Origin of the sequence: Aequorivita viscosa, from assembly GCF_900106795.1 — a bacterium.
Classification (GTDB): Bacteria; Bacteroidota; Bacteroidia; order Flavobacteriales; family Flavobacteriaceae; genus Aequorivita; species Aequorivita viscosa.
This window is the reverse complement of the sequence record NZ_FNNS01000023.1, coordinates 1-17,896: the sequence shown is the minus strand read 5'-3', so window position 1 is coordinate 17,896 and position 17,896 is coordinate 1. Positions and strand designations below refer to the sequence as shown.

14 protein-coding genes and 1 tRNA gene are annotated in these 17,896 nt (G+C 36.8%); 6 read left to right on the top strand and 9 right to left on the bottom strand.

Going from position 1 to position 17,896, the window contains the following annotated elements:
- Nucleotides 1-3: 3 nt before the first annotated feature.
- On the bottom strand, nucleotides 4-1,242 hold the full coding sequence (locus BLW28_RS12530; RefSeq protein ID WP_073220771.1) for a BamG family beta-barrel-assembly machinery protein: 1,239 nt from the start codon (nucleotides 1,240-1,242) through the stop codon (nucleotides 4-6).
- Nucleotides 1,242-1,970, bottom strand: coding sequence for a type III pantothenate kinase (locus tag BLW28_RS12525; RefSeq protein ID WP_073220768.1), 729 nt, complete (start codon nucleotides 1,968-1,970; stop codon nucleotides 1,242-1,244). The genes BLW28_RS12530 and BLW28_RS12525 overlap by 1 nt, the downstream gene beginning before the upstream one ends.
- Nucleotides 1,971-2,116: 146 nt before the next feature.
- On the opposite strand from BLW28_RS12525, the gene BLW28_RS12520 reads away from it, so the two are divergent.
- A tRNA-Phe gene (locus BLW28_RS12520) sits at nucleotides 2,117-2,189 on the top strand.
- 175 nt (nucleotides 2,190-2,364) lie between these two features.
- Here the strand turns inward: BLW28_RS12520 and BLW28_RS12515 are convergent.
- Together BLW28_RS12515 and BLW28_RS12510 are read right to left on the bottom strand one after the other, a co-directional pair.
- On the bottom strand, nucleotides 2,365-5,004 hold the full coding sequence (locus tag BLW28_RS12515) for a hypothetical protein (RefSeq protein WP_073220766.1): 2,640 nt from the start codon (nucleotides 5,002-5,004) through the stop codon (nucleotides 2,365-2,367).
- Nucleotides 4,994-5,767: a DUF805 domain-containing protein gene (locus tag BLW28_RS12510; RefSeq protein ID WP_073220763.1), complete on the bottom strand. Its 774-nt coding sequence runs from the start codon at nucleotides 5,765-5,767 to the stop codon at nucleotides 4,994-4,996. Before BLW28_RS12510 ends, BLW28_RS12515 begins: the two co-directional genes overlap by 11 nt.
- A gap of 249 nt (nucleotides 5,768-6,016) precedes the next feature.
- Here BLW28_RS12510 and BLW28_RS12505 point away from each other — a divergent pair, with 249 nt between their 5' ends.
- Nucleotides 6,017-6,793 carry a DUF1206 domain-containing protein gene (locus tag BLW28_RS12505; protein ID WP_073220760.1) on the top strand — a complete coding sequence of 259 codons (777 nt, stop codon included), beginning with the start codon at nucleotides 6,017-6,019 and terminating at the stop codon, nucleotides 6,791-6,793.
- 204 nt (nucleotides 6,794-6,997) lie between these two features.
- Nucleotides 6,998-7,645 carry a transposase gene (locus BLW28_RS12500; protein ID WP_234946498.1) on the top strand — a complete coding sequence of 216 codons (648 nt, stop codon included), beginning with the start codon at nucleotides 6,998-7,000 and terminating at the stop codon, nucleotides 7,643-7,645.
- Between the two features lie 107 nt (nucleotides 7,646-7,752).
- Here BLW28_RS12500 and BLW28_RS12495 read toward each other — a convergent pair whose 3' ends face one another.
- Nucleotides 7,753-8,976: a Bcr/CflA family multidrug efflux MFS transporter gene (locus BLW28_RS12495; RefSeq protein WP_244885848.1), complete on the bottom strand. Its 1,224-nt coding sequence runs from the start codon at nucleotides 8,974-8,976 to the stop codon at nucleotides 7,753-7,755.
- A gap of 413 nt (nucleotides 8,977-9,389) precedes the next feature.
- A complete protein-coding gene (locus BLW28_RS12490) occupies nucleotides 9,390-9,662 on the bottom strand; it encodes a hypothetical protein (protein WP_143036879.1) in 273 nt (90 codons plus the stop codon).
- Between the two features lie 561 nt (nucleotides 9,663-10,223).
- Here BLW28_RS12490 and BLW28_RS12485 point away from each other — a divergent pair.
- The 3 genes from BLW28_RS12485 (at nucleotide 10,224) to BLW28_RS12475 (ending at nucleotide 16,182) form a co-directional block, all read left to right on the top strand.
- Nucleotides 10,224-11,882, top strand: coding sequence for a tetratricopeptide repeat protein (locus tag BLW28_RS12485; protein WP_073220750.1), 1,659 nt, complete (start codon nucleotides 10,224-10,226; stop codon nucleotides 11,880-11,882).
- A 193-nt stretch (nucleotides 11,883-12,075) separates the two neighbouring features.
- Nucleotides 12,076-13,569 carry a T9SS type A sorting domain-containing protein gene (locus BLW28_RS12480; RefSeq protein ID WP_073220747.1) on the top strand — a complete coding sequence of 498 codons (1,494 nt, stop codon included), beginning with the start codon at nucleotides 12,076-12,078 and terminating at the stop codon, nucleotides 13,567-13,569.
- Nucleotides 13,570-13,599: 30 nt separating this feature from the next.
- Entirely contained in the window at nucleotides 13,600-16,182 is a 2,583-nt protein-coding gene (locus BLW28_RS12475) for a T9SS-dependent choice-of-anchor J family protein (protein ID WP_073220744.1), read from the top strand.
- A 123-nt stretch (nucleotides 16,183-16,305) separates the two neighbouring features.
- Here BLW28_RS12475 and BLW28_RS12470 read toward each other — a convergent pair whose 3' ends face one another.
- From BLW28_RS12470 to BLW28_RS12460, 3 genes are all read right to left on the bottom strand, one after another.
- Nucleotides 16,306-16,542 carry a hypothetical protein gene (locus tag BLW28_RS12470; RefSeq protein WP_073220741.1) on the bottom strand — a complete coding sequence of 79 codons (237 nt, stop codon included), beginning with the start codon at nucleotides 16,540-16,542 and terminating at the stop codon, nucleotides 16,306-16,308.
- Nucleotides 16,535-17,581: a nuclease domain-containing protein gene (locus BLW28_RS12465; RefSeq protein WP_083540804.1), complete on the bottom strand. Its 1,047-nt coding sequence runs from the start codon at nucleotides 17,579-17,581 to the stop codon at nucleotides 16,535-16,537. Before BLW28_RS12465 ends, BLW28_RS12470 begins: the two co-directional genes overlap by 8 nt.
- Before the next feature lie 87 nt (nucleotides 17,582-17,668).
- A partial coding sequence (locus tag BLW28_RS12460; protein ID WP_143036878.1) for an integrase core domain-containing protein occupies nucleotides 17,669-17,896 on the bottom strand: 228 nt, incomplete at its 5' end.

The following is a 17,896-nucleotide window of genomic DNA, read 5'->3' as shown; positions in this document are numbered from 1 at the left end:
GTATTAATCGTATAATCTTTTTTCGAACCAACGGTCGTTTAGAGAAAAGCTTAAGAAAGTATTGAAAAAGTTTTCTTGAATTAATCCAGAATCCGTTGTTCCGCGTTGACCAATTTCAAATCCTAAGTTAAAGTTTGAGAATAATCGGCCTACTGGCATTCCAACTCCAAAAGATATGCCAAACTCGTTAATCTCGTGTCCATCTATCCTTAGGCCTGTTTGTTCAAATCGCACTCCTCCTCTGTAAGACATACGTTTAAAGTAGTCACCAAACGAATTGTAATTTGGAATTATATATCCTCCTAACCGAAATTTAGAGGCGTTGGAGTAACTTACGTTTTCGGTTTCAAAAGCTCTATTGCTAAAATTACTTGTTTCTTGTAGGGTGTATTCTGCCCCAATTCCCCAGTATTTTTGTTCTGTAATGCCTACACCTACTGTAAATTGAGAAGGGAAGGTAAAGCTTGTATTTGGCATATCTATTTCTCGTTCATCTACCGTAAAAATCCCAGTAGGTCTTATAGAAACAGTAGCCAATTTTCTGTAGTTATTTGAGTTAAAACTTGTTCCTGGTGTATACGTAACAGAACCTGATAACTCTAGTTTTTCGGTAATCATTCGTTTGTAAATAGCTCCAATGTTAAAACTGAAACCATATAGTTCTGAGCTATTGTAGGCGCGTGTTCCGTATTCTATATTTTCTTTGCTAGAAGTACCGGTATTCTCTATCATTCCGAAGTTATAATTGCTTTCAACTCCAAGTGATAGTTCGGGTGTAATTTGATATGCCAACGAAAGGAAAGCCTTGTTAAGTCCGCCGCTACCAGAATATTCTGTTACTCCATCCTCTTGGTTTGAATAAAAGTGATACCCAACAGACGTGTAGGGCATAAGTCCAAACCCTAAACCTAGTTTGCCCATTGGAATTCCCATAGCAATGTAGTCTAGCGAAGTAGCTGAAACACGTTGGTCATCGGTGGCTGTTTTCTGTTTTGTATTTTTATGACTTGCCCCCATTGAAAAGTTAATCAACTTTAGTCCAGCATAAGAGGCTGGGTTTTGGAGGTTCAGGTGGATACTGTCTGAAAAAACACCGACACCGCCCATTGTCCTGTTTTCGGCTGTTCCACGAAACTTGAGAATACCAATGCCGTAAAAAGAATAGGGCGATGTGGTTCCTTCTTGTGCCAACAAACTGGCCGAAATCAGTAAAAATACTCCTACTATTATTTTTCTAAACATCAACGTATGTTATATTCCAATATTTGGTTCAAACCTTCCAATAGAAAATTTGAGTTGGCAAAGATGTCATTTTTTATACTATCACGCAAAAAATGTGTATCACCACCTGTTAAAATAACTGTTAAATCGGTGAATTCCTTTTTATAGGTTTCTATAATGCCATCAATTTCAAATAAAATTCCATTTACAACTCCCGAATGAATAGAACTTACGGTACTGTTGCCTATTAGATTTTGTGGATGTTGCGCTTCCAATAAAGGTAATTTGGCAGTAAATGAATTAAGTGCTTGATATCGAAGTGTTATCCCTGGTGAAATGGCGCCTCCAAAATATTCGTTTTTTGAATTTATAAAATCGTAAGTAATGCAAGTACCAGCATCAATCACCAAAACGTTCTTGTTGGTAAATTGTTGTGCGGCAGCGCTAATTACGGCAATGCGATCAACGCCCAAGGTTGTGGGTGTGCTGTATTTATTAAAAAACGGTACTTTTGTATGTTGATCTAGTTGCAAAACATCGTATAACAGCTCTAGTTTTGCTAAGTGTTCCTTCTCAAGCTTGCCTACAGAAGCTATAATTGTGTTTTTTATATCGGGAAAACTTTGAGATACCTCCTCGAGAACGAGTAAAAAGTCATTCTTTACGCAGCTTTTCTTATGTTTTAATTGTTGTACGTCAAAAACACCGAATTTGATAAAGGTGTTGCCTACATCTATTACGAGATTCATTTTTTTATTTAAGCCGATAAAATTACTGTTTGGTTATCTAACTCTTTGTTAAGATGTTATTAAATTGACTAAAAAAAATAATTGATATTTTTCGAATTTTGTTTTGTGAAAACGAAAAATGCTTTATATTTGCCGTCTCATTAAAAGGTGCCTTAGCTCAGTTGGTAGAGCAATGGACTGAAAATCCATGTGTCCCTAGTTCGATTCTTGGAGGCACCACCTTAGAAACCCTGTAAATCCTAGATTTACGGGGTTTTCTTTTTTGGTTCAAATTCTATTTAAAATAACCCGCTGTCGAACTGAGGATCAAGGATCAGGGAATCAAGACAATTGTTGTGTTTTTGCAAAAATTGTAGTTAACCTAAATAGAAGAAATTATATGTTATTAAATAGGTTAAGGCAGTTCTTCTCCTTGCGCATTTAATTTCTTATCCAAGTAGTATAAACCGTTCAAAGAAGAATCGTAGTAATATTCTGCCACGCCTTCCGAATCTTCAGTAAGATTGGAATCGGCGTCGTAAAAGGAGATACGGGTTGTTTGACCACTGCTATTAATACTGTAAACATAATCTGCAATTCCATCTTCATCGTTAATTAATTTTTTATCTGCGCCAAAAAATGAAGTTCGTTGCACCACATCCATATCGTTATAGTGGTTGTACATGGAGTGAAATCCTTCAGGACCTATAACCTCTTTTTTATTTTTGTCTCCGTATGAAAGAATCCACAAATACCCAGAAGGATTTAGAGTAAAGACAATGTTTGATATGCCTCGATTGTCATTTACACTTTCTCCGTATTTGCCTTTGAAGCTATCCCCAATATACCTCCAGTTTTTATCGTAGTTGTAAACTATTTTGTGAACACCATCGCTGTTTAATATAGGTGTATCGTTTTCGTCAAAATAAGCTTCGGATATCGCAAATCCATGGTAGGTGTATAGGTATTTAGTATTCCCAGTGCCTTTTATCAAGCGGTTTGCAGTATCATACTTTTTAATAATTGAATCCCTTCCAAATTGGTTAAACAAATATATTTTTTTATGTGCCCCATCAAAAAGAGTGGGTTTCATAGCCTTGTCATAGTAGGATGTCTCGATTATGACGTCATTTTTGTCGTACTTAAATATATTGTAGGTTGTGCCTTGAGTGGCATTGGCTAATTCGTTTTCACTTGTAAAATAGGTGGTTTTTATTTTGTTGTTCCGTTCGTCGTATTCCCATCTAGTTGTTGCGACATCCTCGGTCCAGTTTTGAGGTTTTCCTAAGGAATCTAAAGCAGTCATTTCAATTTGGTTTCCGCGCTCATCGTATTTATACGCGTAGGTAGCTACCGAATCGGGTGTTTTTGCCCAATAACCATCGGCATTATAAAACTGTGTTGTAAGTACTTCTTTTTTTGAATTGAGTTTTTTCTTGGTTAAGCAAACCCCAGAATTATTATTGGTTTCTATTCCAAATACATCTTCGTTTTTAATCTTTATGATTGAATCTCCTAAATATTCATACACCAATGCGCCTTCTTTTTCTTCGCTGAATTTTAAAATATAGTCGGGATGATATTTGGCGGCAAAACGAATTCTGCCCAAGCTATCGTATAGGTTTACAGCGTGGTGATACTCGTCTTCGCCATTTGAAGCAAGCTTTCGGGTATTAAATTTCCGCATGTCTGTTTCGTTGTCATATATATCATACGCATAAGTGTATTTATGAATACCGTTAATATCTGCTATATTGTCGCCCCGTCTATCGTGATAACTCACACTTACAATTTTCCCCCTTTCGTTATATTCATAAACGGTATGATAGCCGTCTTTAAATACCGCGAGTTTTCCTTCTTTGTCATAATATTTGGCCCGTGATATGGTAAAATTATTATCGGTTTCATATTCGTATATAGAAATGAAATTGCTGTCGTATGTAGGTTTCCCTTCATTGTCAAAATACGATATTCTTTTTGTAACTTTATTATATCCTATTTCCCGCAATTCGTAAAAAGCGTTGTCATAGGTTATCTGTTCTTCACTATCATTGTAGTAGCTGAAGTAATAACTTTGTTGTTTTGCGTCCCATTTTCCTTTTTTGGTGAATACGCCTTTATGCGAAATTCGCCCTCTTTTTTCGTTAAAATAAGTATGTGTGATATTGCCGTTCGAATCCCATTGGATGCGAATTATCGGAGCTGTTGCTTTGGATAAATAGTAAGCTCCGTCTGCATCTAAGAAATGTTGTTCGAGGACTTTTTCGCTTGGATATGTCATTATACATATTGGCGATTCAAAATAACCTCCAGTGGTAGGCTTTCCATTCTTATAAAAGCTGACTACAATACTGTCTTTTGATTTTTTTACTTTATATACTTCGCCATATATGCTGTTCTTGTTGTTTTCGGGATAGGAGGTTAGGAGTTCACCTTGAAGGGTTACATATACTTTTCGGAACCAATGAGTGTTTCCTTTTGTAAATTCTTGGTATTGATAAATGTCTTCTTCAGAATAATAAGCGGTTTCTCTAAGTAATCCAGCAATGTACAATTCCCAATAGCGTTGTTTGGGCATATTAAGGTTATGGTCCGATTCCTTATCATACATAGTTTGCATTAGTGCAATCCTTTTTAAATATTTTTTCCCCAGTCGTTGTAAATCGTCATTCGTTAACTCCTCTTTTCCTACTGCAATAGCTTCCTTTCGAAACAGACGGGCGTGGTATTCGGTGATGTTAAAATGATTCTGTTCGTGTATTAGTAATTGTTCGCTTTTCGTTTCATGCAGGGGTACACGTCCAGATTGGTGAGGCAGCATTTGAGCGTAGATGCGAAGCGAATTATCCTCCCTGTTTCCTTCAAATTGTATGTCTGAATACACCATTGCGTTATAATCTCCCGAAATACTCTCTACGATAGGGAAATCATCCCAAGTTAAAAGCCGTTCGCTCCATCGAATACTGCGAGTGACCTCTGCTTTTTTGGCATAGGCTAAGCCTAGCAAACAAGCTAAGGCAATAATTGAAATGAGGATGTGGTACTTAGGCTTCAAGAGGGATAAGACTTGGTGTTTGCTTGGGTTTAAAAATTAGATACGGCAAATAGGTGAGGGTGAATATGGCAATGAAATTACTAATATCACCTGCAAGTGTTGAAAAATTGAAATCGGTAACTTGATAGCTATAGCTTTCAAAACTTCTAAGAAACAGATAAAATCCCAAGCTGAATAGCGCACGATGGATTAAAAAGAACTTAGTCAATTGCGAAAACGCTATAGTTCGGAAACTGAAAATAAGTACTAAATAGTAGCCTCCCATTATTAATATTGACTGCAGTATGAAATACAGCCATCCTATTTTGTCATAAAAATAAATCACAAACGCCACTGCCAATACGGTCAACAATACGCCGCTTAAGAGTTCACTTCCCAGCGCCTGCATTTGTTTTCCTTGGGGAAGGATAATTTTTTGTGACTTAACTGGTGGTGGGGATTCCTTATCACGGAGTTCGGTCAAAATGGGATCTTGGCCATATTTGTTTCGTCGGTTTTCCCCTTTTGAGAAAATCATTACAAATATGTAAAAGGGTATAAGTTGATAAAAACCATTTTTTCCCATATCGTGACAGCGCTTAGCTCCTTGAGAAAACGAGAACCAATAAATAGTAGCCAAGTGGATAGACAGGTGTACCCCGGTAATTTCTAGCCAATCCACGAGAAAAACCATGCTGAAAATGCTCACCAGCACTATCACATAGCTAACCCCAAACTCCGTCCTGCGAATTCTGCCCCGAAATGAAAAAGGATTTTTAAACATTTGTTAAAACAACTAATGTGCAATATAAAACAATCCTCCAAAATAATTCCAAATAACAAATTCCAAACTCCCAAATAAAACAACAAAAAACAAAATCTCAAATTTAGTATCGACTATTTTTATTTTCCTGACCTCTAACCTCTAACCTCTAACCACTGTTAATACGTACTAACCCCAAACCACCAAATTTCACACCCTTTTTTTCAAAACAAATTGTATTTTCACAATTTATAAAAACCTTGATTTGGAATGGTAAAAAAGTCGATGCAACGAACCGCTATTATTGGTTTTATAGCCAAAGGATTTGTTTATGTAATAGTAGGTGTTCTTTCTTTATTAGCAGCACTAAATTTGGGAGGAGAGAGTTCTGGAACCAGTCAGGCGTTACTATTTGTTAAAAAACAGATGTTCGGTCAATTTCTACTGATTGCCCTCGGAATAGGATTGCTGTGTTATTCATATTGGATGTTTGTTCGCAGCATAAAAAACCCAGAAAACATGGGTGGTGATAGCATGGACGTGATGATGCGAATTGGAGTTTTTATCACCGGACTCGTATATACTTTTTTAGCGCTCTTAGCTTTTTATCATCTTTTTGGTCCCTCTGGGGAAGCTTCTCAAGGGCAATATTTAGATTTCTTGGGGCCTGTAACTGTATCTATACTTTTTATTTTAATAGGTATTATTTTGGCGGCGCAAGCGGTTATCCTAGTAATTGGTGTTTTTAAAGGCGGAGTGTTGGATCAATTTAATCTAGAGGGGCGTAGCGGCTCTCATTTAATTCGGTTAGGAGGGAAGTTTGGCTTTTACTCCAGGGCTTTTATCGTATTTATAATCGCTTATTTTTTTTTAAGAGCAGGTATTTATTCAGGTAATCATGAAATTAAAGGTATTGCCGATGCTTTTTCATTTTTAGATCAATCGCTAACAGGAAGGATATTAATGGCTTTAACGGCTATTGGGTTTATTTCCTACGGACTTTTCTTTATCCTACTTTCACGGTATCGGTCTTTTGAGGAGGATTAAAATACCAAAATTTCATATATTTATATCCCGTACGTACAGCTCGAGAGCTGTCCAAAATAAAGGGGCATAAATCCACGAGGCACAGGCAGAACTGTCCTAGCTTGCTCGAGAGCTGTCAAAAATAAGGGGAATAAATCTAAAATAGTGAAAACTAGAGAAAGCTGTCGATACTAAGAAGCAGCACAAATTCCAATAAGAATTATCATGAAGAACAGAAAGAGAAATAGATTAAAGGGATATGATTACTCCCAAGACGATCTATATTTCATCACTATCTGCGTGAAGAAAATGCTCTGCTGCCTAGGAAATATCACTCCCTCCGTACGGACAGGTCGCGACCTGTCCCCAAGCAGCTCCTCCCCAAGCAGCTCCTCCCCAAGCAGCTCCTCCCCAAGCAGCTCCTCCCCAAGCAGCTCCTCCCCAAGCAGCTCCTCTTCAAACCACCATCTTCCAAGCCCTACTTCCTCCACACAAATCCAAAATCAAATAAATGAGTTAAATGAATATGGCGAAATAGTTAAAAACAGATTGCTGTGGTTGGCAGAACAATACCGTTATGTAGTGTTGCATAATTATGTGGTTATGCCCAATCACGTACATGCGATAATAGAAATTGACAGTTCGAAAGTTGTTGACAAGCCGATAAAAATAAAATCCTTATCCAGTTTGGTAGGTGCTTTTAAAACAACATCATCAAAAATGATACACGAAGCAGGGTTTTCAAGTTTTGCGTGGCATCGCTCATTTCACGATCATATTATAAGGAGTGATAAGAGTTATCAAATAATTTCAGATTACATCGATCAGAATCCATCAAAATGGCAAACCGACAAATTTTTCCCCACATCATAATTGCCTCCCCCGCCGAATCCCGTACGGACAGCTCGCGAGCTGTCCTCCCTTTCTCCTCCCTTTCTCCTCTTTTTCTCCTCTTTTTCGCCATTTCTTCCTCCCTTTCCTCATTCCTTTACCCTCCGTTGTCCCCAATACAGCATACCAAAAGCCGCGAGCGCACATAAAAACATAATCCCTGTCATCGGGAGAGCCGTTTCATTGCTCAGCATAGAAACCAAAGCAGTAATCATCGCCCCGATTCCAAGTTGGAGCGCCCCCATAAGTGCAGAAGCTGTTCCTGCGTTCTTTTCAAAAGGTGCTAATGACAGCGCTGAGGTATTTGGAAAAGCGAAACCTTGAGTGCTGAGAAATAGAAAAACTAGGACGATCATCGAGTACATTTCAATAAGGTTGAGTATAGTACCAAAAAACAAAAGTGCACCAGCGAAAACTTGGCAGATAAGAGTAGTTTTTACAATTTTCTGGCTTGTGTATTTTTTGAGAAGAACAGTATTTACTTGGCTAGCAATAACCAATCCCAAGGCGATAATCCCAAAAATCCATCCATATTGTTTTTCAGAAACCCCATAAAGTTCCATAAACACATGTGGCGATCCGGCGATATAGGCATATAGTCCACTGGCAGCAAACGATCCCGTGAGAGTGTATGTGTAGAATTGGGGTGTTTTAAACACAGTCCAAAACTTGGTAATGATCGGCCTTGGTTTTAAAGACATTGTGGTATCTGGTTGTGCCCCTAGGGGAAGCCAGAAATAGACCAGAAGAATATTGATTGCCGCCAACACGGCTAAAATTATAAAAATAGAATGCCAGCCCCAATGCGCCGTTGCAAATCCGCCTAGGGTAGGGGCAACAATTGGCGAAACAGCAATTACCAGCATCAGCAGACTGAATACTTTTGCTGTTTCAGTTACAGGAAAAAGATCGCGAACCAAAGCTCGGGCAGCCACCATTCCGGCGCATCCTCCTAGTGCTTGTACAAATCGGACGAGGATCAGGGAATCTACAGACGTAACATATACAATATACACAGAAGCAAATAAATAAATAAACAGGCCAATCAATAGCGGAATCCGTCTACCAAATCGGTCTAGTAGAGGGCCATAAATCATTTGTCCAATGCTCACACCTATAAAATAACTCGATAAGGAAAGTGCCACCCGGCCAGTAGTAGAATTTAAATCGCGTGCTATCTCTGGGAATCCTGGCAAGTATAAATCTATAGAAAATGGTCCAAGCGCAGAAAGCAGGCCCAGGATGAGGATTACAAGAGTTCGTTTATTGTTTTGCATTGCATTTTTAAAAGTTTGCAAACCTACAAAAGCCATTCCTGTTAAGTCCCCACATTAATATAGCTGTATGGAAATTGTGGGAAATAGATTCCGGAAAGATGTTGTCGCAAGCCTCCTTAAAGGTATGTGGTTTAATGTTGAGATTTGTATTTCTTGCCTCATATTGCACCTGTATTTCTGCGAAGGACTAATAAAAAAGACCATTGTCAAAAAGACTGTAGCGGACATACAAGCTTTTCTGTCAATACTTATTTTGTAACATTAAGCGAGGAGAAAAAATGGGTCGGTCGATATGTAGTTGGGAATACAAGGGCTTTGAATACTCAATACCATTAAATAAAAATGAAAAAAGCCGTCTCAGTTTAATTATAGAGGCGGCTTTCCATCAATTAATCGGGGAATATATTGTAACTCTTACTTGCACTTAAAAATTATAAGGATATTATTTTTTATAATTTAATGCTGGCTGGGAGCCACAATTTCACAAATACTAAACAAGATAGTCTATCCAATATCTCCTGTGCAAAATCCTGTATTTCGATAGAATAAATAAGCCTTTGCACCCAATCTTTCATTTCCAAATCTTGGATATCCCGTACGGACAGCTCGAGAGCTGTCCCAATTCCCCAATTCCCCAATTCTCCCAATTCCCCAATTCCTCCCCAATTCCTCCCCAATTCATTTCTACGCTCCCCAAGCTTCTCCAAGTGGGCTGTGCTCAAAACCTAAAAAGCAAATAAAGATTCGCATTTCAAAAAAACATACAATGCTTATCTTACACTTGTGTGCAGGATAGTTTAGATATTCTTTCCATTATAAATCAAACGTTAAAAAAACCTTGTATAAACTACAGACAGCAAGAGTTTAAGTATGAGTAATACCAAAAATAATTATATTCTCAGTGTCAAAAGCATGTGATATGCATTACAAATGCAACAATAAATAGACATGTTTTTCAAAAGCGCGCCATTTGGGGTGGGTACTTCGCGACCTGTCCATACCTCGATTTATTTATATTAATCCTATAGGGTACACTATCTATTTTGCCAAAAATAATTCCCTTCAGAAATACTGAACCCCAATAAATTATAACAAAGCGTAGTAGGTTACAGTCCAAAGCACCATTGAATCTTAATCCTTTATTTAATATATTTACAAGAATTTCCAACACAATAGTATGTTAGTCTATTCTTAAATTAGTTCTGGCTATAAGCTATAGTCTTCATAATCTTAATCTATCCCTAAAAAGCAAGCATATCTATTTACTAATATTTAATTTTTTAATGAGAATAAAAAGGATTTATTATGCTGTTCCTTTATTGCTAGCTCTATTATTACCTTTTCAGCTTCTAGCTCAAACCGAAACCCAATCAGACGTTATAGACCGTATTAATCTGGGAGTAAAATACTTGTCAGAAAAAGACCATGTTAAGTCTATTGAAGAGTTGCTTGAGGCAAAAGAAGCAGCAGTCAGAAATGGATGGTATTCACAAGCTTTTAATGCAACCTTGAATATAGGAACCAACTATTATTTAATGTTGGATTATGGTGAGGCATTTCAATATTACCTACAAGCTTATGAAATTGCGATTAAACATCTAGGTGCACGCCAACAGATGGCGGTATTCAATAATATAGGTGGATTGTATATTGAAGAAAAAGAGGTACAAAAGTCTATGGAATCTTTTTTTAAAGCATATGAAATTGCTAAAAAGCTTGACGAAGATGAACAGATAGGTACTTACGGTATTAATCTGGCCTTGGTGTTAAACCGAATGGGCGATTTAGATCTCGCTGAAAAATATATTGAAGAGGCGCTGCCATTATTGAAAGATAAACCCAACGTTCTTTTACTCGCAAAAACTGCAAAAGCTGAAAATCTCCTCCTCCGAAACAAATTTTTGCAAGCCGAAAAACTCGCATTAGAAATTTTGCCAGAAATAAACAACCTATACCTCTTAAAGGAAAGCGTTACGGTTAATGATAAAATTACGCTCCTGCTTATTATTAGCAAGATTTATGAACAGCAAAATCAATACAAAACAGCCCAAAAATATGCCCTACTGGCCCGAGATGCTCAGAAAGATATCGAGGGGCGTATAGCTATTTACGGGAGTCTGGCAAACCTCTACGGCAATACAAACGAATTCCAAAAGGCAATGGCTTATAAAGATTCAGTTATCATTGCCACAGATACCTTATATTCTATTAAGAATAGTGCATTATTTAAAAGTGATAAGGTGAAATTCCAAATCCAGAATTACCAACACGAACTTTTAGAAAGCAAAAAAACACTCAAGCGAGAAAAACAGTTTTTCTATACACTGATTATTTGTGTCGTTCTATTTATGGGACTTTTAGTTTGGGTGTATAAAAACAACTCCTTAAAACATAAACAGCGAAAAAAGATTATCGAATTAGAATTGGCTAAAGAGAAAAGCGATCACCTGTTAGTGGAAAGACAACATCGAGAGAAAGAAGCTTTAGTTTTGTTGGAAAAAGAGCGACTTAAAAATGAACTAGATAGTAAAAACAGAGAATTAACAGCAAAGGCAATGTATCTAGCCAGTAAAAATGAGCTTATAGAAGAAGTAATTCAATCGTTGTCAATAAACAACCAAATAGCAACCAACACATCTTTAAAAAATCAAATAAACGATTTAAAAAAGTACTTAAAAAAAGATACTCAATGGGATAGTTTTTTTGTGCATTTCGAAGAATTGAACCAAGGTTTTTTAGATAGATTAAAAACAAAACACCCAAAATTAACAACCAATGATATTCGGTTTATCACATTCCTTTATATGAATTTAAGTTATAAAGAAATTGCATCCCTATTAAATATTACACCACAATCCTGCCGAAAGAGAAAAGAGCGTATTTCTAAAAAAATGGAAGTTCCTGAAAATCTTCCGCTTCACAGCTATCTTTCCCGTATTTAGAGTCCTGTCACGTATTTAAACACTACATGTCACATAATGTCCACCTGCTTTTTTGGACAATAATTCTGCTTCTGTCTATTTTTATCGAATCATTTATTGCGCATAAAGTGTATAAGGGAATGTTATAAAACCTGTATCTATTCTCTTTCTATTCTATTTTATTTAAAAACAACTAATTCTAAAAAACTATCAAATGAAAAAAATCAATATTATTAAGAGCATGCTTATTCTTGCTTGCCTATTTGGAATCACATCTGCAAATGCTCAGTTTACGCAAACATCAAAAATTGTAAGCGAAAATAGAGAAGGTCGAGCTGAATATGGTACTTCAGTAGCGCTTAAAGAAAACTTCGCAATAGTTGGAGCTTCAAGAGAAAATGGCGCCTCTGGTGCTGCATATATATATAGTAAAGACACTCAAGGTACTTGGGCCTATACGCAAACATTGTCAGCTGATGATTCGAACGAAGGTGCAGAATACGGTGGTGGTGTAAAATTTTCTGACGATTATTTAGTAGTAGCGGCAGGTAGAGCAGATGTAAATGGTACAATTAGAGCAGGTGCCTTATACGTATACGATTATCAAAATAATAGCTGGGAATTCAGCACAAAAATAGTTGCGTCCGATTTAAGTGGCGATGCCAAGTTAGCGATGAACCCAACCTCACTAGATGTAGAAGGGAATACAATCATTGCAGGTGCTCCTGGAGAAGACTCTTGGACAGGCTCAGTATATGTATTTACAAAGGTTGATGGCGTATGGGAAGAAACTCAAAAAATTATGAGCCCAGACCCGCTAGCAAATGATATTTTTGGAATAGGAGTTTCTATCTCAGGCGATCAATTATTAGTAGGAGCACAAGGCGTTAACGACCGTGTAGGAGTAGCCTATTTATACATTAAAAATGCAAGCGGCCTTTGGGAATACAACCAAACAATTGCAGCCTCAAATGGAGAAGTGGAAGATTACTTTGGAAGTTCAGTAACTATCCAAGATGATAAAATAGTAGTGGGGGCTTATGGCACCGACTTAGAAGTAGGAACAGCATATATTTTTGAAAAGAATACCGAAGGTACTTTTGAAGAAGTACAAATTCTAAACGCTAACCCGTCAACAGACAGAGTGCAATTTGGATGGGCCACTGCTATTAATGAAGATTATATTGCCGTAACAGCACCCCATATTTATGGCAATGAAGTGGCCGAAGTTTATTTCTATAAAAAAGATGCTGATGGAACGTGGATAGAAGATCAAATAATACAAGGTGATGATACCGTAGGTGAAGATTTTTATGGATGGAGTATTGCCATGTTCAACAATGAAATGATTGTTGGAGCTCCGAGGGTAGACTTCGATGCAAATGGTGACAACGAAATGGGGGATGCTGGTGCCGCTTATATCTTTATGAATACAGACATATTAGGAGTTACAGATAATGAAATCAATAGTAATCTTATTCAGTTATATCCAAATCCTACACGTACAGATATTAAAATTGAAAGTATTTCAAAAATGATTTCTGCTTACAGTGTGTACAGTGTAAATGGCACACTTTTACAAGAATTTACTAATCTTAATACTAATTTTAGTGTCCTAAATACATCAAACTACAGCAACGGAATGTACTTCTTAGAAATTAATTTCGAAGACGGTTCATCAGTATCAAAGAAAATAATTAAAAACTAATCAAAAAGTTTCATAATTAAATTGATACTAATGAATAAAACAATATTCCTTACTATAACAATCCTGCTTAGCTTATCTTATTGGCAAGCTGAAGCTCAATTCACTGAAAGCTTTGATACCAATATACCATCAGAATGGACAGTTATAGATAATGATGGACAAGGAACATCTTGGCAGTTCCACGCCGGTAATGGATATCTTGGAGATGGGGGCTTATGGATATACCAAGAAGATTTTGAGCATGATGATTACCTCATATCACCCCAGTTTATAGTCACCTCAGGTCTTACAGACCATATCTCGTTCTATGCAGGTGGCTCTGGAGTTAATTTTCTTGAATCCTTTGAGGTGAAAGTATCTACCACAGGTGCTAATCCCTCAGATTTCAATACAGTGCTCGGTTCTGAAACTACAATTGCCAATGTAGATACCCAAGGAGATTATGTAAACTATGCTTACAACCTATCCGCTTTTGACGGACAAGAGGTGTATGTTGCTGTTGTAGCTACTTCTACAAGATCATTTCGTTTATATCTTGACGAATTTACCGTAGATGCTTTGCCTAGATGCCCAAAACCATCAAGTTTAAATATACAGAACTTAACAGATAGTTCGGTCGATTTAAATTGGAACCTCGGAGGTAACGAAGATGAATGGAGTGTAAAATATGGACCCCAAGGATTTAACCCAGAAACACAGGGAGACCTAATCGCAGTTACTGGAACTCCTAACTCATTCATTGATAACCTAGAAGAAGCAAATAGCTACGATGTTTATATTCAAGCTATTTGTGGTACACAAGGAGAAAGCGAAATGGCAGGACCTTTTACTTTTAAAACACTTTGTACACCCGCTACTCTTCCATTTCTTGAAGGATTTGAAGAAAATTATTTAAATGGAGCCAATCTTGAAAATTGCTGGTCCCAAGAAGTTATTTCAAATACACATTGGAAAGTAAATAATTCAATTGTCGCTGGAAATAGAGGCCCACGCACAGGCCTCTTTAATATTTATTTGCCGAAAGGTAGCGATACGTGGATGTTTTACCCTATAGAAGTACAAAGCGGGATAAGCTACACACTAAGTTTACACGCTAGACAAAGTAATACAGAAGGAGCAGATATTGCCGCTAGCTATGGTAATTCTGAAAACGCTGAAGATATGATCCACGAAATATTTCCAACAACCGAAATAACCAATGGTGACTATCAAGAAGTAAGCGGTAGCTTTATGTCAGCCAATTCAGGAGTCATTTATATAGGTATTAGAGGGCATTTAATCTCAGGTTTTTTTCCATTTTATTTATCGGTAGACGATATTTCTATTACTGAAAGTCAAACCTGTCTTAAACCAACAAGTCTTCAAATAGATAATGTCACACCAGATACAGCTACTATTAGTTGGAATCCTGAAAACAGTGAAACCGAATGGTTAATTAAATATGGAGAACCGGGCTTTAACCCTATTATTGAAGGTTCATCATTGCAAGTTAATGGTAATCCGAATGCCACAATTACAAACCTAATACCTGCAAATATTTACAGTGTTTTTGTTCAATCTCTTTGTGGCGGAACTGATGGTAATAGTTTTTTTGCTGGACCAATTACCCTTAAAACTACACCAATAAATGACGATTTGTGTAATGCTACCGCACTTACTGTCGATGGCTTATGCGTCAATGGTTCATATACCAATGTTGGAGCTACTTTACAGCGAGACGAACCTCAAGGCTCATGCTATGATGCTGCAGGAAGCCAAACAGTATGGTTTAGTTTTGTTGCCCCAAGCAGCGGTAATGTAACTGTTACTACAGATTTTGAAGGAGGAACATTAGAAGATACAGAAGTAGCAGTCTTTGAATCTGCCACAGATTGTAACAACCTTGATACTTTAGGAACCGAAATAGGTTGCGATGAAGATGGAGGTATTATAGGCGATGGCTTTTTATCAGTCGTAACCTTAACAAATCTAGTTGAAGGGAATACTTACTTTATTCAAGTTAACGGCTTTGAAAGTTTTGGAGAGGGTACTTTTGAAGGAACTTTTTGTATAGAAGTACAAGACGATGGTGTAGACTGTATAACCCCATCAAATATTTCGGTTTCTGATATCACAGCTACAACAGCCTTAGTTAATTGGACTCCTGTTGGAGATGAAACTGAATGGGAAATTAAATACGGACCAACGGGTTTTGACCCATTAGTTAATGGAGAAAGTGTATTTGATAATGATGGAGTGCCAAATGAAATATTAACAGATTTGGAAGTAGATTCAGCTTATGATGTATTCGTGCGCGCTTTATGCGACGCCAATACCCAAAGTGATTTTGAAGGCCCCCATTCTTTCAGCACTATCACACTGTCTGTAGACCAATCAAATTTGCTGTCGTTTACCTACTATCCAAATCCAGTTCAAAATAGCTTTATTATACATAGTAATAAACGGATGAGCAATGTTCAATTCTTCGCAATAAATGGAGCAATTCTTAAAGAAGTTGCAGTAGATGCAAATGTTCTTCAATTAAATATTTCAAACTTTTCCAATGGAATATATTTCATGAATGCGACTTTTGAAGATGGTTCTAAAATAGTTCAGAAATTGGTAAAACAATAATTTCCTCGATTCTATAAACCTCCCCAATTTTTAAATAAAAAAGGTCAAAGCAAACTCTGCTTTGGCCTTTCTTATTTAATCATATTCAGCGCGTTGTATATAACAACTTGTCCTAAAATAGGTTTACACAAAAACGTGTTCCTCTATAAACAAATCCAACTCCCCCTCCTCCGAAAAATCATATTTAGGCTCTGTCCCCAATTGAAAAAACTGAGCTAATTGTACTAGGTCCATAAATAAACGGAAATGAACTCCTTTGTAATTATAAATATATAAGTATGTGTCGCTCCCATCGAATCTTATGGTTTCGAGCGTTCTGTTGGGGGTAATGTAATCTGTGTGGGAGTTAAATTTATTCATCTGGAACTGCTTTTACTTTCATTAGTTCCGAAAGACTTGCGGTATAAGGTATTGCAGCGGCTCTTCCTGATTTATATTTTTCTAACTCCTTAAAACTCCATGTTATATTTTTAAATTCTATGTCAGTACATCGTTCTAATTTAAGTACTAAGTAGGCTTGTTGCCGAGGTTCTGGGTAGTTTAAGCGCTCTAAAGTTTTTTTATTTGTTACTCTATATTCAGGTTTTGGAATACGATATAATCTTGATGATGATTCTTCACCTTTCATGTGTAATAGTAAATACTTTGCGTTTAAAGTTTCTTGAGTGAGTTTTAATGCTCCTCGATTATTGTTCATTCTGAAATTATAAAGTAGTCTACTATTAATCCAATCAAGATGTTCTTTAGATTTACAGTAACCGATTAATACAAAAGTTTCATCAGGAAGTAAACCGCGATTCTTGCCATAAGTTTCGGGTAGAACTTCTTTTACACAATCTTCTTCACTTGGTTTACTTTTGAAAATATCATAAGTTCTGGATGCTATTTTTTCTCTTTGAGAAGCTCTATTTATGAAGTGTTCTATTATTTCTAATATAAAGCCTTTTAAATCGGTAATACCATCATCTGTCTTCGAAGGACGTACAGGGAATGCACCTAAACCTGGGATAATCTCATGGAAGCCTTTGCGTTTTACAGATTTATCGCCAGGATATAAAACATATGCACCGCCTGTCCTTCTAATAGCATCTTTATAAGCATGCATTTTCATTAAATCGGCATTTTTGTAAATACCCTTTAGATTTTCTACTTTCTCATCATCCAGTTCCGTATCAGATTTCTTTTCTATTAAATGAGTGAAATTTGCAATCTTATACTTGGCATCAAAATGAATATGCACGATTAATTCTTGCTTTTCGGCTTCTTGCTCCGAAATACCTAAAGGCCAAAATGAAAGTGTGTAATCAGGTCGCAGTGTAGTTGTCCAACTTCCTGCATTAGGATAATTACTTTTACCCGAGAAAGAGCGATTATAGTTGAACCTGTAAGCTTCCCCTATTTAGAACTGTTAGTTTTTCCAAATATATAATTTTTTACGTTTTAAAATAGAATGGCTTTCTCTTCATATCGTTTCTTTAAAGCCATTTTATTTTAAAATGAGCCTAGCGGCAGCGACACGTTTGTTTTCAGCATATTTTACTGGTGGTATTTTCCCTAAGCTATCGTGTGGTCTTTTATGGTTATAATCATCCATCCAAATTTGAGTTTGTTCACGCACTTGGTGTAGGTCTTCAAAAATATATTTGTTTAGCACCCCACGCCTATATGAGCCGTTGAAACGTTCTATAAAAGCATTTTGAGTTGGTTTTCCTGG

Excerpts from the sequence above, each read along its gene's own strand:
- BLW28_RS12530 (WP_073220771.1), bottom strand. The coding sequence starts at position 1,242 with ATGTTTAGAAAAATAATAGTAGGAGTATTTTTACTGATTTCGGCCAGT.
- BLW28_RS12525 (WP_073220768.1), bottom strand. The coding sequence starts at position 1,970 with ATGAATCTCGTAATAGATGTAGGCAACACCTTTATCAAATTCGGTGTT.
- BLW28_RS12510 (WP_073220763.1), bottom strand. The coding sequence starts at position 5,767 with ATGTTTAAAAATCCTTTTTCATTTCGGGGCAGAATTCGCAGGACGGAG.
- BLW28_RS12505 (WP_073220760.1), top strand. The coding sequence starts at position 6,017 with ATGGTAAAAAAGTCGATGCAACGAACCGCTATTATTGGTTTTATAGCC.
- BLW28_RS12500 (WP_234946498.1), top strand. The coding sequence starts at position 6,998 with ATGAAGAACAGAAAGAGAAATAGATTAAAGGGATATGATTACTCCCAA.
- BLW28_RS12495 (WP_244885848.1), bottom strand. The coding sequence starts at position 8,976 with ATGGCTTTTGTAGGTTTGCAAACTTTTAAAAATGCAATGCAAAACAAT.
- BLW28_RS12485 (WP_073220750.1), top strand. The coding sequence starts at position 10,224 with ATGAGAATAAAAAGGATTTATTATGCTGTTCCTTTATTGCTAGCTCTA.
- BLW28_RS12480 (WP_073220747.1), top strand. The coding sequence starts at position 12,076 with ATGAAAAAAATCAATATTATTAAGAGCATGCTTATTCTTGCTTGCCTA.
- BLW28_RS12475 (WP_073220744.1), top strand. The coding sequence starts at position 13,600 with ATGAATAAAACAATATTCCTTACTATAACAATCCTGCTTAGCTTATCT.
- BLW28_RS12470 (WP_073220741.1), bottom strand. The coding sequence starts at position 16,542 with ATGAATAAATTTAACTCCCACACAGATTACATTACCCCCAACAGAACG.